Origin of the sequence: Mucilaginibacter hurinus (assembly GCF_003324525.1) — a bacterium.
Taxonomy (GTDB): domain Bacteria; phylum Bacteroidota; class Bacteroidia; order Sphingobacteriales; family Sphingobacteriaceae; genus Mucilaginibacter; species Mucilaginibacter hurinus.
In genome coordinates, this window is the sequence record NZ_QGDC01000002.1 from 360,245 (window position 1) to 378,287 (window position 18,043).

Consider the following 18,043-nt stretch of genomic DNA (forward strand, 5'->3'; position numbering starts at 1 on the left):
TAATTGGAGATTAATACTCTTAATCTCCCTTTACATTCATCTTTAGCATATACAGACTTTTAGATGCTGTAATAAACAGGATATCGTGCATACGCCCGCCAAAGCATACATTAGCTGTCCACTGCTCGGGCAGCTTTATGCGCGTAATTAAGTTCCCGGTTTTGTTAAATATACTTACGTGGCTACCGAAAGTAATATAAATGTTACCGCGTTCATCCAACGTCATACCGTCTGAACCTTCTTTAACATGCAGGGTGCGGTTGGTTAAACTGCCGTCATTGTTAATTGTGTATTTATAGATTTTGCCGTCGCCTATATCAGCAACATATAAATATTTGCCATCCGCCGATCCTATTATACCGTTAGGCTGCTTCAGGTCACTATCGGCTATAACCGGCTTTTTGCTGCCGTTTGCCAAGTAATAAACCTTTTGTCCGTCAAGTTCCGGTTGCTTGTGCGTCCAATAGTCACGTTGATAATATGGGTCGGTGAAATACAAGCCGCCATTGGGTGCCACCCAAACATCATTTGGTCCGTTAAGGCGTTTGCCCTCAAGGTCTTTTAACAGTACGGTTACCTTTCCTCGTGGACTAATTGACCATAACTGGTTATGCTCATCGGCGCAGGCAATGAGGTTGCCTTTTTTATCAAAATACAATCCGTTAGCACGGCCTGAATTTTCCATGAACACCGACAGCTTACCATTGATTCCGTATTTCCATATCTTATTATTTGGCTGATCAGTAAAATAAACGTTCCCATGTTTATCGGCTACAGGCCCCTCGGTAAAGCTAAACTGGCTTGATATCAGCCGCGGTTTTTGGAGGGTATCAAACAGGTTGTGCGTGCTGTCAGCCCTTCCAGCGTGTAAAGCTTGTATACCCCACCCGTCTTTTACAAATGCCGGCGCAGTTAGAATTACCGGCAAACTGATTAGCAATAAACTGGAAATAAGTTTCATAAGTGATTAATATAATACAAACTTATTACAATAAATATTTAATTCGCGTAACGTTTTTAACACCCATTTTGCTAATTTTGTTAGCATGAAAAGATCTGGGAATGCGGACTTGCCCTTACATTATGGATACGTACCTGCGTGGCTGGCCGAGCGTATGGCTAAGTTGGGACTAGCTATTGTTGAAAATATTATAGCCGATTATGGAAAAAACGATTTGCTGCGCCGGCTTAGCGACCCGTTTTGGTTTCAGAGCCTTGGAGCTGTAATGGGGATGGATTGGCATTCTTCGGGTATAACAACCTCAGTGCTGGGTGCTTTAAAACGGGCGGTTAACCCGCATAGTAAGGAACTGGGTATTTACATATGCGGTGGTAAAGGCAGGCATTCAACCAATACGCCGGCCGAACTACTGCGTGTTGCAGAAGCAACCGGCTTAAATGGCCACCAACTGGTTAGATGCAGTAAGTTAAGCGCAAAAGTTGATAATACCGCTGTACAGGACGGTTTTCAATTGTATACCCATAATTTTATTGTGAGCAGTACCGGGCAATGGTGTGTTATACAACAAGGTATGAGCAACCTCAGCAGCACCGCGCGGCGGTATCATTGGCATTCAGAAGGTCTTACTTCATTTGTAGCCGATCCTCATGCTTCCATTTATGGGCACAATACAGGTTTAATATTAAACATGGCCGACTCAAAAGCCGACACCTCCCGGCAAGGCATTATGCAGATAGCAGCCGGAAATCCCGATAAAATACTGAAAGATATTAAGCAGCTGGTGATGCCTGCCCACCATGATGTACAGGCGAAGGATGTGGATTTGAAACGACTGGGTACTGTGCTGTGGCTGGCCCATGAAAAACAACCCGCCGACTTTGAAGAATTGCTGTTGTTACAGGGCCTTGGGCCGCGTACGCTGCAATCCCTGGCGCTGGTTAGCGAGGTTATTCATGGTTCGCCGTCGCGGTTTAAAGATCCGGCGCGGTTTTCATTTGCACACGGCGGAAAAGACGGTCATCCGTTTCCTGTACCTACCAAGGTTTACGATGAAACAATTGGGGTTTTACAAAATGCCGTACACCGATCAAAGTTAGGCAATGGTGAAAAAAGTGACGCTATAAAGCGTTTATCAAAAATAGCGGAACGCGCCGAAAATAACTTCATTCCCAATACTAATTTTGACCAGGTAATTGAAAATGAAAGAAACGATTCATGGAAATATGGTGGCCGTACCGTGTTTGGACGCGCTAAACCACCCGGCAAAATACAATTGAAATTATTTTAACGACGCGTGCATATTCCGGACCGTGTTAAGATGTGCCGTAATAGCATTGACATTTTTTTGAGCGAAGGATTGGATCGCCGGTTGCTTACTGTTGACTGCTTTAGTAAATAATTTTACCGCCTGCTCATGGTATTTGAGCATCATGTTGACATAGGTTGTATCGAAAGCTTTCGCATCCGTTTCTGACAACACCGCTACCTCACGCTGGTTATTTAAACTAATCGTGTCGGTATAGGAAACCTGGGTATCCGAAGCGATATTTTGCAAGCCCTCGTTTAGGCTGGTATGGTGATTAAATAGCGTGTCTGCAAACTTCTTAATGTCAGGATTTGCGGAATGACTTTTAGCCAGGTTTGAAGCCTCTGCAATTGTTAAGCTGTTTTCAGCAGCCTCGTTAACAAAAGCCGATAGATCACTATCAGCCTGTTTGGTGTTATAATTTCTTCCTCTCCGTTCCTCACAACCTAGTATCATTAAAAATACCGGTATTAAACCAAGCCACATAATTTTTTTCATAATACTAAAGTTGTTATACGCTTAAGCAAATACAACAACTTAGTTGGCATCTGGTTTAAAAAATACAAACATATGTGCCGGTCGCACTTTACGCCAGGTTACGCCCCGCATTTACAATACCGTACACAGTTCTTACCACCAGCTTATTATAAATCTCCGTCATCTCCGGGTTTGTATTTTTATTCAGCAGCTGCAACGCATAGTGCTGAATAATTACAAGGGGCAGCACTATCTTCTCGCGTATGGCAATTGAACGTCCTTCAACCGGGTATTCCTGCATCAGCTTTTCGCCGCCTGTTAGTTCAAGCAGCATGGCTTTGGTAAGCTCGTATTCATTTTTAAGCATTGTCCAAAATTCGCCGAACTTTTCATCCTGTTGAAGATGCGCAGTGATCCTGAAATCTGATTTAGACATAGACATCATACAGTTATCCAGCATGGTCTTAAAAAAGCCTGAGCCCTTGTATAGTTCCTGTACATCTTTCCAGTGCCCGGTGTCTTTCATCTTTTTTAATGAAGTTCCCACACCATAAAATCCCGGTATGCTTTGCTTTAACTGGCTCCATGAGGTAACAAAACTTATGGCCCGCAAATCCTCCAGCTTTAATGGTGTATCAGCGTTGCGCTTTGTTGGGCGGCTACTTATGTTTACCATCGAAAGCAACTTTAACGGACTATACTTCTCAAGGTACTCTAAAAATGACGGATGTTCGCGCAGTGCTAAAAACAGCTTATGGCTCGCCTCCGCCATATCCCCTATCAACTTTTTATGCTTGTCGTCAAGCAGGTCGTGCCGGTTTGGGTGCAGGGCAGATACAATGCCAGCATGTATCAGCTGCTCCATATTAAACCGTGCGGTTTCAACCGAACCATATAATGAACTTACAGTTTGGCCTTGTATAGTTAGTTGTATATGGTCATTGGCTATCTCTTCGCCCATTGACGAATAAAAACGGTGAGTTTTGCCACCGCCACGTGCCGGCGGCCCCCCCCTTCCGTCAAAAAACGCCAGGTCGATGCCGTGTTTACGTGCCATTGCGGTAAGTTCAACCTTACCCTTGTATATTGACCAATTAGCCATCAGGTAACCGCCATCCTTGGTACTGTCAGAAAAGCCCAGCATAATTGTCTGGAAATTACCGCGTTTCTTTAAATGCGCTTTGTAAAACGGATGAGTATATAACTTCTCCATCACGCCGGCAGCATGTTTTAAGTCGTTAACCGTTTCAAATAAAGGCACAAAGTCAACCGTCAGACTGTCTTTTTCCCAACCGCTCCATAAAAACAGGTTCATTAGCTGCAAAATGTCCGACGCCTGCTGGCAGTTGCTTATAATAAAGCGCTGGCAGGCTTTTTCACCGTTGCTTTGCTGCAGCTTTTTCATTAAGCGTATTGTGGTTAATGTATCGCACACTAACGGATCTTCATCTTCCGGACAGCTAAAGTCAACCTCGTTAAACTTAATTTCCTGTAACTTTTTATCTTCATCAAACTCCTGGTAATCTGCGGATATTCCGGTGCCACTTGCATTTTGGGCTGCGTATTTAAATACGTTCCGGAGTACACGGCTATCCTGCCTTATATCAAGCGTGGCAAAATAACAGCCAAATAACCTCACTTTGCGTATCAGCCCTTCCACTATATCAATAAATAAACTGTCATGATCATTTATCAATATCTCGCGGATGGTTTGCAGCAGGTCGAGTATCTCGCCCTGTACATCAGTAGGATCCTTTGGGGGATTAAAGGCATTTTGATAGAGGAGTTTTTCGAGATTTTTTAACGTTTTGCCGAAGCCCCTGAAAGTAATACGGCGTTTTAACACGCGGTAATCACGATAGTAGCACCTGAATAATATTTGCCTTAACGTGTTGGCTACTGTTTTTGTACTGTCGGGCGTAACATTAGGGTTGCCGTCCCTATCGCCGCCCGGCCAAAAACCAAGCTCAAGTAACTGGTGGCTGTCGGTTATATCTATATCAAACTCATCCTCCAATGTCGACTGAATGCCGGCATAGGCATGATAAAATATATTCTCCAAAAACCAAACAAGGCTAACAGCCTCATCTACAGGCGTTGGCGATGTTTTATTAAAGAATGGTGTTTTGCCTAATTGCTGTAGCAGTTCATCAATAGAATTGACGTCGTTATGCTTTAACGCCTCTATCAGATCTGTCATGATGCCTAGTACGGTACCCGGATAAAACTGCGTGGGGTGCGCCGTTAATACCAGGCGAAGCGAAAACTCCTTAAGCTTGGCGGCGATTTCTTTACGCGACTGGTCGTTGCCGGCGCTTTGCTGCAACAGGCTTTGCAATGTGCCTGCATCTGCAGGACGGCCAATTTTACTAAACGACGAATCTTCAATAGCATCAAAAAGCACCACTTGCCGCTCTATGTACTGTATAAAACGGAACATGCGGTTTATCTGCTCCTGGTGATCAATGTCAGGTACATGCTTTTGGAAAAAGGACTCGATAATTTCCGTTGGTGCTAATTGATTAGCAGCTCCTTTTTCGCAATGCGAGCTAAAAAATGGCAGTAAAATACCTGTATCTTTAACCTGATAAAACGGAAGTGTTTGGAACAAACTGTTATACAACTCAAAACGGGCAACAACTTCGTTGTTAAAAGCTGCTTCTCTTTGACTGAGTTTTAACGATGCCGGCATAATATTATATAGGGTTTTAACAAAATAACTCGGGATTTCAACAAAAATGCCCTTTGTCGCCGTGAATTTAATGAAAATAAGCAAAAACCGGCGAATTTTTAATATTTATTGACTATTTATGCCATTTTCATATATGACACGGCGTCAATATATAATTATTTAAATTTACATCGTGGCACAATCACTTGTACAAACAATAACTGATTATCAGCCCAAAGAGGTAAAAACTTTTTTTTATAGCCAGTATTTTGCCGATGGGCTGCGTATGACCGCGGGTATCTTGCTCCCGGCATTGTCCGCATTGTATTTTAACAGGCTGGACATCGGCTTTACCCTGTCTCTTGGTGCCGCTTGTATGAGCGTTATTGATAGCCCCGGCCCTGTTTTGCATAAGCGCAATGCCATGACTATTGGTAATGCGCTTATTTTCCTGGTAGCGGTTATTACAGGTTTTGCCAGGTTAAATCCAATAACGCTGGGTATTGAAATTGCACTATTTTGTTTCCTGTTTTCATTACTTATTGTTTATGGCAACCGTGCTGCTTCTGTAGGTACGGCAGGTTTACTGGCCATGATATTCATGATAAGTAAGGAACTCACCTATGTAGAAATATTTATTTTCAGCGGGATTCTTTTAGCAGGAGGTATTTGGTATATGTTGTTCAGCCTGCTATTTTTCAGGATACGGCCATATAGGGCGGCACAGCAAATATTGGGCGAAAACGTAGCCGATATAGCCCAGTTTCTGCGCGTAAAGGCTGATTTTTATGATGCCAGTACCGATATAGATGACAATTATCACAAACTGGTAACACAGCAGATTAAAGTTTCGCATAACCAGGACAACGTTCGCGAGATGCTATTTAAAACTCGCGTAAACGTAAAAGAATCTACCAATGCCAGCCGTATACTGGTATTAACGTTTGTTGACCTGGTGGATATGTTTGAGCAAATAATGGCTACACATTATGATTACGGCTATATCCGTCAAAAATTTAAGGATACCGGCGTGCTCGAAAGCATAAATAAATTATTGCATAAAATGGCAGACGAGCTTGATTATGTAGGGTTTATGGTACTTTCTAATCTCAGATACAAACGCCTGACTGATCTTAACAAAGACCTGGAAGCGCTGAAAATAAAGATTGACGAGGCTGGCAACAATCCTGACGGTACAAGCAACCTGGTGTTAAAAAAAATCCTCATAAACCTGCGCGATCTGAATCAGAAGATACACAACATTTACGATTATTATAATTCAAGCTCATCACAGTTGCTGTTTGAAAAAAGCAATGACATACAGATATCCAAATTTGTATCACACCAGGAATACGCGCCTCATATATTTTTTGATAACCTTACGTTAGGGTCGGGAGCGTTTAAACATGCTTTAAGGGTGGCGCTGGTTTGCCTTGTCGGGTACATTGTATCACAAATTTTTCCGCTGGGCAACCACAGCTATTGGATATTGCTTACCATTATCGTGATCCTTAAACCGGGCTTTAGCTTATCAAAAGAGCGTAATTACCAACGCCTCACAGGCACCATTGCCGGTGGTATAGTGGGTGTTATTGTCCTATATTTTATAAAGGACAGAACCGCATTGTTCTTCATCATGCTGTTATTCATGCTCGGCACATATAGCTTTATCAGGCTAAACTATGTAATAGCGGTGATGTTTATGACGCCGTTTATCCTTATCATGTTAAAGTTTGTAGGTATAACCGGCTACAATGTTGTGCAGGAGCGTATGATAGATACCATCATAGGTTCTTCAATCGCTTTTATAGCAAGCTATTTTGTATTTCCATCATGGGAGTTTGAACTGATAAAGGAAAGTATGCGCGATGTTATTTATGCCAATGTAAATTACCTTGTAAAAATAGGTAACGCGCTTGCAGGGAAACCAGTGGACATCACTGAATATAAACTTGCGCGTAAAGATGTTTTCGTACAGTCGGCTAACTTATCATCTTCGTTTCAGCGGATGACGTCCGAGCCCAAAAGCAAACAGCGGGGCATAAAAGATATTCATAAGTTTGTGGTGCTCAATCACATATTGTCTTCATATATCGCCATGATAGCTGCCGGCTTAAAAGGAAAATCTATGGCTACAGCGCGTCCTGATGCACTTCGTTCTATAAAAAAGAGCTTGGCAGTTTTAAATGACACCAATGTAAAGCTGCATGGCCCCACAATTGACTTTAAAGTTGATAAACAACTAACTGAGGATAAAGAAGCTGAAACATTGGAACCTTCAGCAGATGAAGCGTTACTAAAAGATCAGCTTAACTTTATAAATAAGATAAGTAATGATATCGCCCGCGCGACTGATAACGTTGTTTCTGTCAATAATTAATACCGTAAAATACCAATCATAATAAGCCAAAAATACCGGCAGTAATTTCTACTTACTATCCCCCAAAGTCTTTTATAAAAGCTTGGTTCCTAAATTTGCTAATTCGCTGCGCTCCCCTTTTTGCAGGGTGATATGGGCGTATAACGGGTGATTTTTTGCCTTGTCAATCAGGTATGATAGGCCGTTACTTTCTGCATCAAGGTAAGGCGTATCAATCTGGTAAATATCGCCGGTAAAAACAAACTTGCTGTTTTCACCAGCTCTTGATATAATGGTTTTCACTTCGTGCGGAGTGAGGTTTTGCGCCTCGTCCACGATGAAAAATATCTTACTTAACGTGCGTCCGCGGATAAAGGCCAACGGTGCAATGGATATTTTATCATTTTTTACAAGTTCATCAAGTTTGCCAGCCATTTTATCATCGCTGCCGAACTGGTCTTTAATGAATTTAAGGTTATCCCATATAGGGGCCATATAAGGATCAACTTTTGACTTTATATCACCCGGTAAAAAGCCTATGTCTTTGTTGCTTAAAGGCACTATGGGGCGGGTAACAAATATCTGCCTGTAATACTTGCGCTGTTCTATCGCACTGGCAAGGGCTAACAATGTTTTACCGGTACCGGCGTTTCCTTGTATACTAACCAGTTTTATATCGGTATGCAGCAAAGCGTGAATGGCGAACGCCTGCTCAATATTGCGTGGAGAAATGTTCATTACCGGATGTTCGGTAACTTTCTCCAATAGTCGCGATTGCGTATTATAAAACACCGGAGTTTCAGTCTTTTTGCTCCTTAATATATAAAAGTGGTTACTGGAATAACTTTCGTTATTAAGCTCGTCTACAGGCACACGCTCCTGCCTGTTCATACGCGCAATAAATTTTTCAGTGATCTTTTCGAGCCGGGTTATGCCGGTGTACAGCTTATCTACATCTTTCACCTTTCCGGTTTCGTAATCCTCGGCATTGATGTTCAACGATTTGGCTTTGAGCCTGAGGCAGATGTCTTTTGATACAAGTACTACTTTTTTGTCAGGATGTTCTTCCTGCAGGCTTAAGGCCGCGTTTAAAATGCGGTGATCTGCTTTTTCTGCCCCGAAAACCTCTGCGGCATCAGTTGCCGGCTGATTGTTCATGATGACTTTAAAGCTGCCTTTGCTTTGCCCGTTTAATAACGTCCATTGGCTTAAGAGGTTATTTTTAGAAAGATCATCTATTAAACGCAGAAATGCCCGGGCTTCAAAGTTACGGGTATCATTACCTGATTTTTTATTATCCAATTCTTCAAGCACCTGAACCGGTATAGCCACGTCATGCTCCTGGAAGTTTTGAAAAGCATCATGGTCGTAAAGAATAACGGATGTATCCAACACAAATATCTTTTTACCTGCAGCGTTTCCGTTTCTACCATGCTTATTCATATCCTACTAAATTAGATATTTGGATATGATAAAAAAAGTTTTGTTTGGTGTGTAATCGTAGATTGATAAGCTTGGCGAATGATTCCTGACAACAGCGAAGCAGTGAGGAGAGCCATAAAAAGCAAAACGGAAGCCACCTCTTTCGATCGTGCTTCCGTTTTAAACTTTACTTCAACCGTAGTCGTTATAAAGTATCAAGTTTTGTGTATCATAACCGGCCCGATCTCGCCTCTTACCCTTGCGGGCACCCGGCTGCTTCATGACCAATGCTTCTCGCCGCTTTAACTCCTTAGAGTGCCGCGGTCTCCGCAATGCCTCGTTAATCACGTTTTTCCGTTGGGTTTTGCTTTCGCATCTGCCATTCCGGTGTAATTCAGGCAACCCCTGATCTTTAGCGCCCCCTAAGGTTTGCCCGATTCAGTTTCTGTAAATCCTGTAAGGCTGTCAATGTACGTCGTTCTTGATAATACTAAGGTAGCACAGGCAGTTACATTTGTCAAGTACTTTTTTGATATTTTTCTTAACAGGTTATTCACAATTTAATTAACAATTATTAAATCCCATAGCCGTTCACTGATAAGCCTTTAGCTATCGCACTTATTGCTTTATTAACAAGTTAATATTAACAGCGTTCAACAAAGCCGCCTTATTTGGGAAAGATAATGCTGGCGGTTTTTTTACCAGGCGCAGCATTTGCTCTTAAATTTTTTCGGGCAAATGTTTCCAATATCTTTTAGGAATATGCCTGATATGCAGTTTCATATTTTTACGCGAGGGAATATTAACACTCTTAAAATAATTTTTCCAAAGATGCTGGTAAACGCCTTCATCCGCCGTAAAAGCGGCTATAACGTTGTCTGGCTTATTGCCTTCGGTAAAATCCATAGCTATAAATTGCGTATCGTGCAGATCATAATGGATGCCATAATTCCTTTTTATATCATATATGGTCCATTTCTGATCGGCGTAACGGCTTTTAAAATGCCGTATCAGTAAGGGCAATACGTTAAAATCTGGTTCCACTGCTGAATAAAACGTGCCGTCCTGCAGTTTTTGAAAGCGAACAAAAGCTTCCATCCTGTGTTTTTCCCGCCGTACCTTACGTATTATTTCTGAGAGGCGCATAACATGCCTGTTACCGAAATCCTCCTCGATATTGCGGGGAGAATCAAAAGCGTAACGAATATATCCTAATAAGTGTTGATCCTCGCCTTCCATTTCAGCCATATGCGCTATGTAGAGTCGTTGTACACCATCAGCTGACAATTTTTGACGCAGACCCTTTAACACCCTTACGGCCCGGTTATTATCGGTTACTACATGCATTACATTTTCAAATAACGCATTATGGTTACAATCGCCTTTGTGGATGTATACATGCGTTAGTTTATGCTCATATATATCAAAAACGGCGGTTAAAAGTCCTTCAAAGGTACCGTCATACACCAATTTGGTCATCATCAAAATAAGCTTAACTGCGTTTGCGAATTTTTTAAATATTTGCTTTGCGATTCGGCCAGTATAAATTGCTTAATACGTGTGCCGGTAAGATCGCGGCGCTCAAAATCGCGGCTATTGCAGGTAATAAAGTACCTTGCTCTATTTAAGGCCACGCCCATCCGTTTAATATGTTCCCAGGTTAACCGGCCAAACTTACGTGCACTAACAATTTTTTGAGCAGATAACAAGCCTATACCCGGCACACGTAATATCAATTGCAAATCGGCTTTATTAATATCAAGTGGCCAAACCTGCATATTACGTATGGCCCAGCTTAATTTAGGGTCGATATCCAATTCAAGGTGGGGCTGGTTTTTGTTAACTATTTCATTTACCTTAAAACCGTAAAACCGCATCAGCCAGTCAGCCTGGTATAATCGGTTTTCGCGAACCATAGGTACAGCGGTATTTAGTGCAGGCAAACGCTTATCAGCCAGTACAGGCACATAACCCGAATAATAAACCCGCTTCAAATTGAAGTTTTTATAAAAAAAGTTAGCAGAGCCCAATACCTCCCTGTCGGTTTCGGGCGTGGCTCCTACTATCACCTGTGTGCTCTGACCGGCCGGCGCAAAAATCGGCGCCTTTTTAAATAGCTTTTTTTCTTCGGTACGCAGGATGATCTCATGCTTTAAAAAGCCCATGGGCTGTATCATGTCCTCGCGGTTCTTTTCAGGGGCTAATAACTTTAAACCAGCCTCCGTGGGCATTTCTAAGTTAACACTTAGCCTGTCGGCGTACAACCCGGCTTCCCGCATCAACTCGTCGCTGGCACCGGGAATGGATTTAAGATGAATATAACCATTGAAATTATGTTCGGTGCGGAGCTTTTTTGCTACCCGCACAAGACGCTCCATGGTAAAATCTGCATCCTTAAAAATGCCTGAACTGAGAAATAATCCTTCGATATAATTACGGCGATAAAAATTTATAGTCAGGTCGACTACTTCCTGCACAGTAAAACCGGCGCGTTTAATATCATTACTGCTACGGGATACGCAATAGGCGCAATCAAATATACAATGGTTGGTAAGCAATATTTTTAATAATGACACACAGCGGCCATCCTCTGTATAAGAATGACAAATGCCGTTGCTGGCATTACCTAAACCTTTGTTTTCATTTTTCCGCTTGCTCCCACTCGATGCACATGATACGTCATACTTTGCGGCATCAGCCAGAATATTTAATTTCTCCGTTATCCGATCAGCGTTCATACCATCAAAAATACTAAAAATATTAGTATTTTTGATGGTAATAGGAAAAAGCTTACTCCGAATTTGCGTAGCCAAGAAGAATGGCAGGAATATAAAAAAGCTTATTAATCAGAAACGGTATTTACGTTAACCGTCTGTTCTCTTTATAATGTTCTTAATTACCTCATCCAGCCGATTACTGCTTTCTTCGAGCATACTTATAATAGCTGTTTCACTGGCATTTAAATCAAGTTTTTTCAGGATGCCTACCAAACCCATAATGTTGGCAAGCGGTGCACGTACTATGTGCGACTGTTCATAAGCTATTTCGTCAAGTAGCTCTTGCTTGGTTTCCAAATCTTTGTGAATGGTTTCCACTTGTTTCTTGGCACTTTCATATTCAGTAATATCATAGCCAAGGCAAAATACACCTTCGGGTTCACCATTTTTTACCATTAAAGTGAATTCCCATTGCGTAACTATAAATCCACCGTGGCCATTATGTTTGCGGATGGTTGCCGGAAAAAGTTTGCCGGGATTTTGATAACACTTTCCACCAACTTCCTGGCACACTTTAGTATCATCAGGATGCATGGTAATATGATAAGGCTGCCCTACGAAGTTATCGTTAATGAAGGCAAAACTCTTTTTATAATGATTATTTATATAAGTATAATTGCCCTCATTGTCTGTACAGATAATGTAGTAGAAGTCTGAGTCGTGAAGGAGTGCCTTTGTGGCTTCAAAATCTTGTACAGGCATTAAATCTTATACAACCTTATTACCGTATTTGTTTAAAACCGCCTGAATAATTTTAACCAATCACTTCATTAATACTCATTTCCCTTAGTTCTTTGGGCTCATTAGGCCTGCCATTTTTAAATGCCTCGCGTGGTGTAAGGCCCAGCAATTCAAACATCGCCATATCATCAGCAAAAGCGGGATTTGGGGTAGTCAGTAATTTATCACCAGCGAAAATTGAATTGGCACCCGCCATGAAGCAAAGGGCCTGTTCTACCGTGCTCATCTCGGTACGGCCGGCCGATAAACGTACAACCGTTTTTGGCATAACAATACGTGCGGTAGCTATCATCCGCACCATATCCCATACCGATACACGCGGCTGATCGGCGAGCGGAGTTCCTTTAACCGGCACTAATGCGTTAACAGGTACAGATTCAGGGTGCTTTGGCAAATTACTCAACGTCTTGAGCATGGAAATACGATCTTCTTCGGTTTCGCCCAGGCCAATGATTCCACCGCTGCAAACAGTTAATTTCGCTTTCCGTGCATGTTCAAGGGTTTTCAGACGATCATCATAGGTGCGGGTAGTGATAATACGTTTATAGTCGTCTTCAGATGTATCAAGATTATGATTGTAGGCATATAAACCGGCATCAGCCAAACGTTGCGCCTGGCTTTCGGTAAGCATACCAAGCGTGCAGCAAACCTCCATATCCATACTGTTTACCGCCTTTACCATTTCAAGCACTTTATCAAAGTCGCGGTTATCACGTACTTCACGCCAGGCAGCACCCATGCATAAACGCGAAGCGCCGCCATCCTTAGCTTTTTGGGCTGCCATAATTACTTCATGCAATGGCATTATAGCGTGCACATCAACCCCGGTGTTATACCGTGCTGCCTGCGGGCAGTAAGCACAATCCTCGGGGCATCCACCCGTTTTTATGGATATAAGCGAACTGATCTGTACTTCCGAATAATCTTTATTCTCGCGGTGTATGGTTGCGGCGCGGTAAATCAAGTCCAGTAACGGCAAATGATATATTTCAGCTATTTCTTCCTGTGTCCAGTTATTTCTTACCTCTGTCATTGCAATAATTAATGGTACAAATTTATAATAAAAGCCTGGAAGCTAACCACAGCGGGAGCAAAAATCCAAAGCAATCAGTAAACGTAGTGATTATGATAGAGGACGCCACCGCGGGATCAATCCCTACACGCTTTAATACCAGTGGTATAGAAGCGCCGGTAACACCGGCTATTAGTAAGTTGCAGGTCATGGCTAAAAACAACACTACACCCAACATCGGGTTTGCGTCGTAAAACAGCGCTACTGCCAGCACTATAAGGCCGTTGCAGGCACCGTTGATCATGCCTACTAAAAATTCTTTAAATACCGTACTATAGGCTTGCCTGTCGGTCAGGTCGCTTAGCGAAATGCGTCGAACCGTTACCGCCAGTGCCTGGGTAGCGGCATTACCGCCCATGCCGGCAATAATAGTCATATACGCTGAAATAATTGACAGCTTAGCAACTGTTGAATCAAAATTACGAATGATAGAAGCAGCCAGAAAAGCAGTTGCTAAATTGATAACAAGCCACGGTAAACGGCTTTTCACCGCGTCCTGCCAGTTACCCGCAAGTTCCTCATCTTCTGATACACCGGATATTTTCAATATATCCTCGGTGTTCTCTTCCTCCATTACATCAATAATATCGTCAATTGTAATACGCCCAAGCAATTTCATGTGGCCATCAACCACAGGTATGCTGGTAAGGTTGTACTGTGACATCAGCCTGGCCACCTCTTCCTGGTCAAGGCCGGCTTCAACAAATACAAAATCCTTTACAACAATGTCCCTGATTTTAGTACCTGCACGCGATTTAATAATATCCTTCAGAGACACGATGCCCTGCAATATATCTTTGTCGTCTACCGCAAAAATGGTATAAAATTCCTCCATTTCCTCCGACTGACGGATAACCTCGTCAAGCGCGGTTTTTTTATCAAAATCTACACCTACCTTCAGAACCTCGGTAGTCATTAACCCACCGGCCGTTTCTTCGTCGTAATTTAGCAGCGTACGTATATTGCTGGCATCCTCTTCGTCAATATCATCCAGAATCTCCTGCTGCTCCTCTTCATCCAGTTGCGATATAATGTCGGTCGCCACATCATCATCCAACTCCTTGATGATCTCTGATCGTTTTTCAGGATCAAGGCTTATTAAAATATTTTCCGGATGATACTCCTCACCCATTTCAGAGATCACCTCCGAGGCAAATACGGTGGGGAGAATAGTAATGATGCGCTCTTTGGCTTCTTGCGGGAGTTTTTCAAAAATGATTGCTATCTCTGAGGCGTGATATTCCTTTAATACCCTCTCCAATTCGGCATCATCACCCTCCAGCGCAGTTTTAATGCGCAGCAGGTCGGACTTATCAATTTCAAAAGATTGCATGCCCGACTAAATTAAACAAATTATACCCAACCGAAATAAAAAAGGGCGATTTATTGATCGCCCCGGGGTTAATTTAATTTTGTGATGTTAAGCCACTTTACTAAGCTTATATGAGATGTTTTCGTGATTGATAATAAGTTCGTCCTGGTTCATAGACTCGATCATTATCCTGCGCTCGCCCAAACGGTCATAGTTGTGTATGAGCAAATACATATCGCCTTCGTTGTTGATCATTCGAAAAGGTGAAACAACAGTACCGGCAACTTTAGCATCCCTGTAATAGCTTATTTTTAACAGATGCTTAACAAAGTCAAACTCAAATCTTTTCTCTTTCTCGAGATAGATCCCTAATGGCAGACTGTTCATGATGTTTTATATGGGAATATGTGTTATATAGAAGATTTAACCAAAGGGTTTGAAATTTGTTTGCGAAACAGTAAAAAATCTAACCGCAGATGGCTGCACATTTGGCTTATTCCTTCTTATGATCCTTATGCACGGTTATCTTCAGATCTTCGGACCGGCAGGGATTTTTTCGCAGAAAATCCACACGTTGCACGCTTGTATAATTAGCGTTGATCCAGGTTTTAACCCCGGCGCGTTCTAGTATTGCCGGCATCCGGTTATGTATCTCTGCCATAGCCGGATTAGGTGGCATAGTGATCATAACGAACGTAGGCAACAAAACATTTGTTTTAATGTCAATCCATATGTCCCACAGCCCGGCAATATAAAACGGCTGCCCATCTGCACGTTCAATACGGTATGTGCGCTCCTGTTCGCTATTGTACTCAAAAAATGCCTGTATGCGCACCACGCAATGCTTACGGCCAATTAATTCATTCCACAATGGCACCGTAAATAACGATTCTATCCGCGCATGTTTATTTTTGCTATGAATTTTATCATCATCAAGCGACAATAAACCCCAGCGAAACTGCTGCACCTTGTCGGGCATAGCATCGGTAACCACCGGCAGCATAGAACCTGGGTTAGTCCCCCCATTGTTTTTTGGCTTATAAACACTGCCATCCCGGGTGATAACTTTAATATGTTTTTGTTCGCCTATCTCTACGTGTCCGCACATGTGTCATCTATTAATTATACAAAGCTAATATTTTTAGCAAATCATGCAAAATTTAGTAGATTATATTATTTTGTTATGATAATATCTTTCCAATTGGTAGTGTACTTTTTACTCAGATAGTCCTGTTTCATAGCCCATTTTTTATCAAACCCTTCAACAGCCAGTTTAAGCGCCCCGCGACCGAACCGTTGATTTACATCGTCCATCAATTCGGCAAGCCTTTGTTCACGGTTATTATGGTAGCCGTTAAACAAATTATACTGTACTTCTCCTGCCGGGATAATGCCGGTAGCCCTGATGCCGGTTTTTAAGTAATTATAACCCGGCTGCCAGATAGCCCTTAACGCCTGTACAGCTATACGGGTAAACTGGTGCGTACTATTAGCTGCAAACGGCACCTTCACTGTAATACTGGGGTAATGCTGATCGTGCTTTACATTATGCTTGTTGGTACGCAAGTAAATAGTAAGCGTAAGCGCCATGCTTTTTTGCTGTCGCAGTTTAAGGGCTACTGTAGCGGCGTGCATGGCCACGGCTTCTTCAATGGGCTCAAGCCGGGTTTGGTAGCTGTTAAAACTCTGGCTACTCTCAATACCTTTTGAACGCTCGGCTACATCCCTTATCACATTACACGGTTTTCCCCATAATTCCTGGTGAAGCCGCCAACCCTGCACAGTCATATGCTGCCGCACCCAGTCAGCTTTCTGGTTACGAAAGTCGGCTGCAGTTGCAATGTTATATTCCGAAAGCTTTTTATAATACGCCAGCCCAACTCCCCAAACATCTTCTATCGGGAAATTTTCAACCACCTCCGTAATTTTTTTTTCTGTATCCAGCACAAGGTAATCACGCCTGAGTTTTTTGGCAGCCTTGTTTGCCAGTTTAGCCAAGCTAAGCGTGGGGCCTATACCCAGGGTTATGGATAGGCCGGTATCATGCATTACATTGCGGGTTATTAAATCAGCATGCTCATCCAGGTTAAGGCTGTGTATGTTGCCCAGCGCCATAAATGCTTCGTCAATGCTGTACACCATCAGCATATAGGTGTAACGCGCCAGGTTATTCATTAGCCGTGCACTCATATCGGCATACAGCGGATAATTGCTGCTAAATATTACGGCATTATTATCACGCAGATTTTTGCGCACCATAAACTCCGCGTCAGCCATCTTTATTCCCAGGGCCTTAGCTTCGTTACTGCGGGCTATAACGCAGCCGTCGTTATTGCTAAGTACTACCACTACCCTGCCTTTCAGTTGCGGCTGAAAAAGCGTTTCGCAACTCACGTAACAGTTATTAATGTCAACATGCGCAAACATTGGCATACCTCCCCGTTCGCAATTGTGCCGGCAGTACGGGGTTTAGCGTCAGCATCACTACGCCCCAGCAAGTCCATGTTTCTGTTTGTTCAATCGTTATCGTGTCTGCAGTGTTATCGGCCTTTAGCATGAGCCTGCCTGGTTGCGGGCAGTATTCGCGCGTAAAGAATGCTTCTTCGTGGTAAAATACAACAATGCTGCCTGCTACCGGTCTCAGGCTTCTGTCAATAACTAATATGTTATCAGGTAAAATGTTGTAACTGCGCATAGCCTCGCTGCCCATACGCATAAAAAAGGTATTGTCAGGATCCATCACCGTTATGTCGGTTATATCAAGCTCCGGCTCCTCGTGCGTTAACATAGGCAGCCTGAAACCTAATACATCCCGTTTGGTACGTTGCTTTTTTAACCGCATACAATGCTAATTTTTTTAGCAAATGTAATTAAATTGAAGTAAATTCAGGCAACAATTTTGTAAAATACCTCACACAAGGTGGTTGTATATAGATTACGATTGA

General features: G+C 42.6%; 15 protein-coding genes. 2 read left to right on the top strand and 13 right to left on the bottom strand.

Annotated elements, in window-relative coordinates; translation table 11 throughout:
* Positions 1 to 19: 19 nt before the first annotated feature.
* On the bottom strand, positions 20 to 961 hold the full coding sequence (locus tag DJ568_RS04770; RefSeq protein ID WP_114004101.1) for an SMP-30/gluconolactonase/LRE family protein: 942 nt from the start codon (positions 959 to 961) through the stop codon (positions 20 to 22).
* 85 nt (positions 962 to 1,046) lie between these two features.
* Here DJ568_RS04770 and DJ568_RS04775 point away from each other — a divergent pair, with 85 nt between their 5' ends.
* Positions 1,047 to 2,249: a DUF763 domain-containing protein gene (locus DJ568_RS04775; protein WP_114004102.1), complete on the top strand. Its 1,203-nt coding sequence runs from the start codon at positions 1,047 to 1,049 to the stop codon at positions 2,247 to 2,249.
* On the opposite strand, the gene DJ568_RS04780 is transcribed toward DJ568_RS04775, so the two are convergent.
* Both DJ568_RS04780 and DJ568_RS04785 read right to left on the bottom strand, forming a co-directional pair.
* The gene (locus DJ568_RS04780) at positions 2,241 to 2,765 is read right to left on the bottom strand and encodes a DUF4142 domain-containing protein (protein ID WP_114004103.1); all 525 of its coding nucleotides are present in this window, start codon (positions 2,763 to 2,765) and stop codon (positions 2,241 to 2,243) included. The two genes, DJ568_RS04775 and DJ568_RS04780, sit on opposite strands and share 9 nt — an antisense overlap.
* Before the next feature lie 88 nt (positions 2,766 to 2,853).
* Entirely contained in the window at positions 2,854 to 5,436 is a 2,583-nt protein-coding gene (locus DJ568_RS04785) for a phosphoenolpyruvate carboxylase (protein WP_114004104.1), read from the bottom strand.
* Positions 5,437 to 5,608: 172 nt separating this feature from the next.
* On the opposite strand from DJ568_RS04785, the gene DJ568_RS04790 reads away from it, so the two are divergent.
* A complete protein-coding gene (locus tag DJ568_RS04790) occupies positions 5,609 to 7,795 on the top strand; it encodes an FUSC family protein (protein WP_233496625.1) in 2,187 nt (728 codons plus the stop codon).
* Positions 7,796 to 7,867: 72 nt separating this feature from the next.
* Here DJ568_RS04790 and DJ568_RS04795 read toward each other — a convergent pair whose 3' ends face one another.
* From DJ568_RS04795 to DJ568_RS04840, 10 genes are all read right to left on the bottom strand, one after another.
* Positions 7,868 to 9,217 carry a PhoH family protein gene (locus DJ568_RS04795; protein WP_114004105.1) on the bottom strand — a complete coding sequence of 450 codons (1,350 nt, stop codon included), beginning with the start codon at positions 9,215 to 9,217 and terminating at the stop codon, positions 7,868 to 7,870.
* Positions 9,218 to 9,916: 699 nt separating this feature from the next.
* Positions 9,917 to 10,678: a TIGR03915 family putative DNA repair protein gene (locus DJ568_RS04800; RefSeq protein ID WP_233496626.1), complete on the bottom strand. Its 762-nt coding sequence runs from the start codon at positions 10,676 to 10,678 to the stop codon at positions 9,917 to 9,919.
* Entirely contained in the window at positions 10,678 to 11,934 is a 1,257-nt protein-coding gene (locus DJ568_RS04805) for a putative DNA modification/repair radical SAM protein (RefSeq protein WP_114004301.1), read from the bottom strand. The genes DJ568_RS04800 and DJ568_RS04805 overlap by 1 nt, the downstream gene beginning before the upstream one ends.
* 126 nt (positions 11,935 to 12,060) lie before the next feature.
* Positions 12,061 to 12,675 carry a PAS domain S-box protein gene (locus tag DJ568_RS04810; RefSeq protein ID WP_114004107.1) on the bottom strand — a complete coding sequence of 205 codons (615 nt, stop codon included), beginning with the start codon at positions 12,673 to 12,675 and terminating at the stop codon, positions 12,061 to 12,063.
* A gap of 52 nt (positions 12,676 to 12,727) precedes the next feature.
* On the bottom strand, positions 12,728 to 13,747 hold the full coding sequence (gene bioB, locus DJ568_RS04815; protein ID WP_114004108.1) for a biotin synthase BioB: 1,020 nt from the start codon (positions 13,745 to 13,747) through the stop codon (positions 12,728 to 12,730).
* 22 nt (positions 13,748 to 13,769) lie between these two features.
* Positions 13,770 to 15,119 (bottom strand): magnesium transporter, encoded by a 1,350-nt coding sequence (mgtE, locus tag DJ568_RS04820; protein ID WP_114004109.1) that lies wholly within the window; start codon positions 15,117 to 15,119, stop codon positions 13,770 to 13,772.
* Positions 15,120 to 15,206: 87 nt separating this feature from the next.
* A complete protein-coding gene (locus tag DJ568_RS04825; RefSeq protein ID WP_114004110.1) occupies positions 15,207 to 15,485 on the bottom strand; it encodes a hypothetical protein in 279 nt (92 codons plus the stop codon).
* Positions 15,486 to 15,591: 106 nt separating this feature from the next.
* On the bottom strand, positions 15,592 to 16,206 hold the full coding sequence (locus DJ568_RS04830) for an SOS response-associated peptidase family protein (protein ID WP_114004111.1): 615 nt from the start codon (positions 16,204 to 16,206) through the stop codon (positions 15,592 to 15,594).
* A 65-nt stretch (positions 16,207 to 16,271) separates the two neighbouring features.
* Positions 16,272 to 17,525, bottom strand: coding sequence for a Y-family DNA polymerase (locus DJ568_RS04835; protein WP_158534873.1), 1,254 nt, complete (start codon positions 17,523 to 17,525; stop codon positions 16,272 to 16,274).
* Positions 17,509 to 17,940 (bottom strand): LexA family protein, encoded by a 432-nt coding sequence (locus DJ568_RS04840; RefSeq protein ID WP_114004113.1) that lies wholly within the window; start codon positions 17,938 to 17,940, stop codon positions 17,509 to 17,511. The genes DJ568_RS04835 and DJ568_RS04840 overlap by 17 nt, the downstream gene beginning before the upstream one ends.
* Between the last annotated feature and the right edge of the window lie 103 nt (positions 17,941 to 18,043).

Bases quoted from the DNA above. Each gene is read 5' to 3' on its own strand.
- DJ568_RS04770 (WP_114004101.1), bottom strand. From the start codon at position 961: ATGAAACTTATTTCCAGTTTATTGCTAATCAGTTTGCCGGTAATTCTA.
- DJ568_RS04775 (WP_114004102.1), top strand. From the start codon at position 1,047: ATGAAAAGATCTGGGAATGCGGACTTGCCCTTACATTATGGATACGTA.
- DJ568_RS04780 (WP_114004103.1), bottom strand. From the start codon at position 2,765: ATGAAAAAAATTATGTGGCTTGGTTTAATACCGGTATTTTTAATGATA.
- DJ568_RS04785 (WP_114004104.1), bottom strand. From the start codon at position 5,436: ATGCCGGCATCGTTAAAACTCAGTCAAAGAGAAGCAGCTTTTAACAAC.
- DJ568_RS04795 (WP_114004105.1), bottom strand. From the start codon at position 9,217: ATGAATAAGCATGGTAGAAACGGAAACGCTGCAGGTAAAAAGATATTT.
- DJ568_RS04800 (WP_233496626.1), bottom strand. From the start codon at position 10,678: ATGATGACCAAATTGGTGTATGACGGTACCTTTGAAGGACTTTTAACC.
- DJ568_RS04805 (WP_114004301.1), bottom strand. From the start codon at position 11,934: ATGAACGCTGATCGGATAACGGAGAAATTAAATATTCTGGCTGATGCC.
- DJ568_RS04810 (WP_114004107.1), bottom strand. From the start codon at position 12,675: ATGCCTGTACAAGATTTTGAAGCCACAAAGGCACTCCTTCACGACTCA.
- bioB (WP_114004108.1), bottom strand. From the start codon at position 13,747: ATGACAGAGGTAAGAAATAACTGGACACAGGAAGAAATAGCTGAAATA.
- mgtE (WP_114004109.1), bottom strand. From the start codon at position 15,119: ATGCAATCTTTTGAAATTGATAAGTCCGACCTGCTGCGCATTAAAACT.
- DJ568_RS04825 (WP_114004110.1), bottom strand. From the start codon at position 15,485: ATGAACAGTCTGCCATTAGGGATCTATCTCGAGAAAGAGAAAAGATTT.
- DJ568_RS04830 (WP_114004111.1), bottom strand. From the start codon at position 16,206: ATGTGCGGACACGTAGAGATAGGCGAACAAAAACATATTAAAGTTATC.
- DJ568_RS04835 (WP_158534873.1), bottom strand. From the start codon at position 17,525: ATGTTTGCGCATGTTGACATTAATAACTGTTACGTGAGTTGCGAAACG.
- DJ568_RS04840 (WP_114004113.1), bottom strand. From the start codon at position 17,940: ATGCGGTTAAAAAAGCAACGTACCAAACGGGATGTATTAGGTTTCAGG.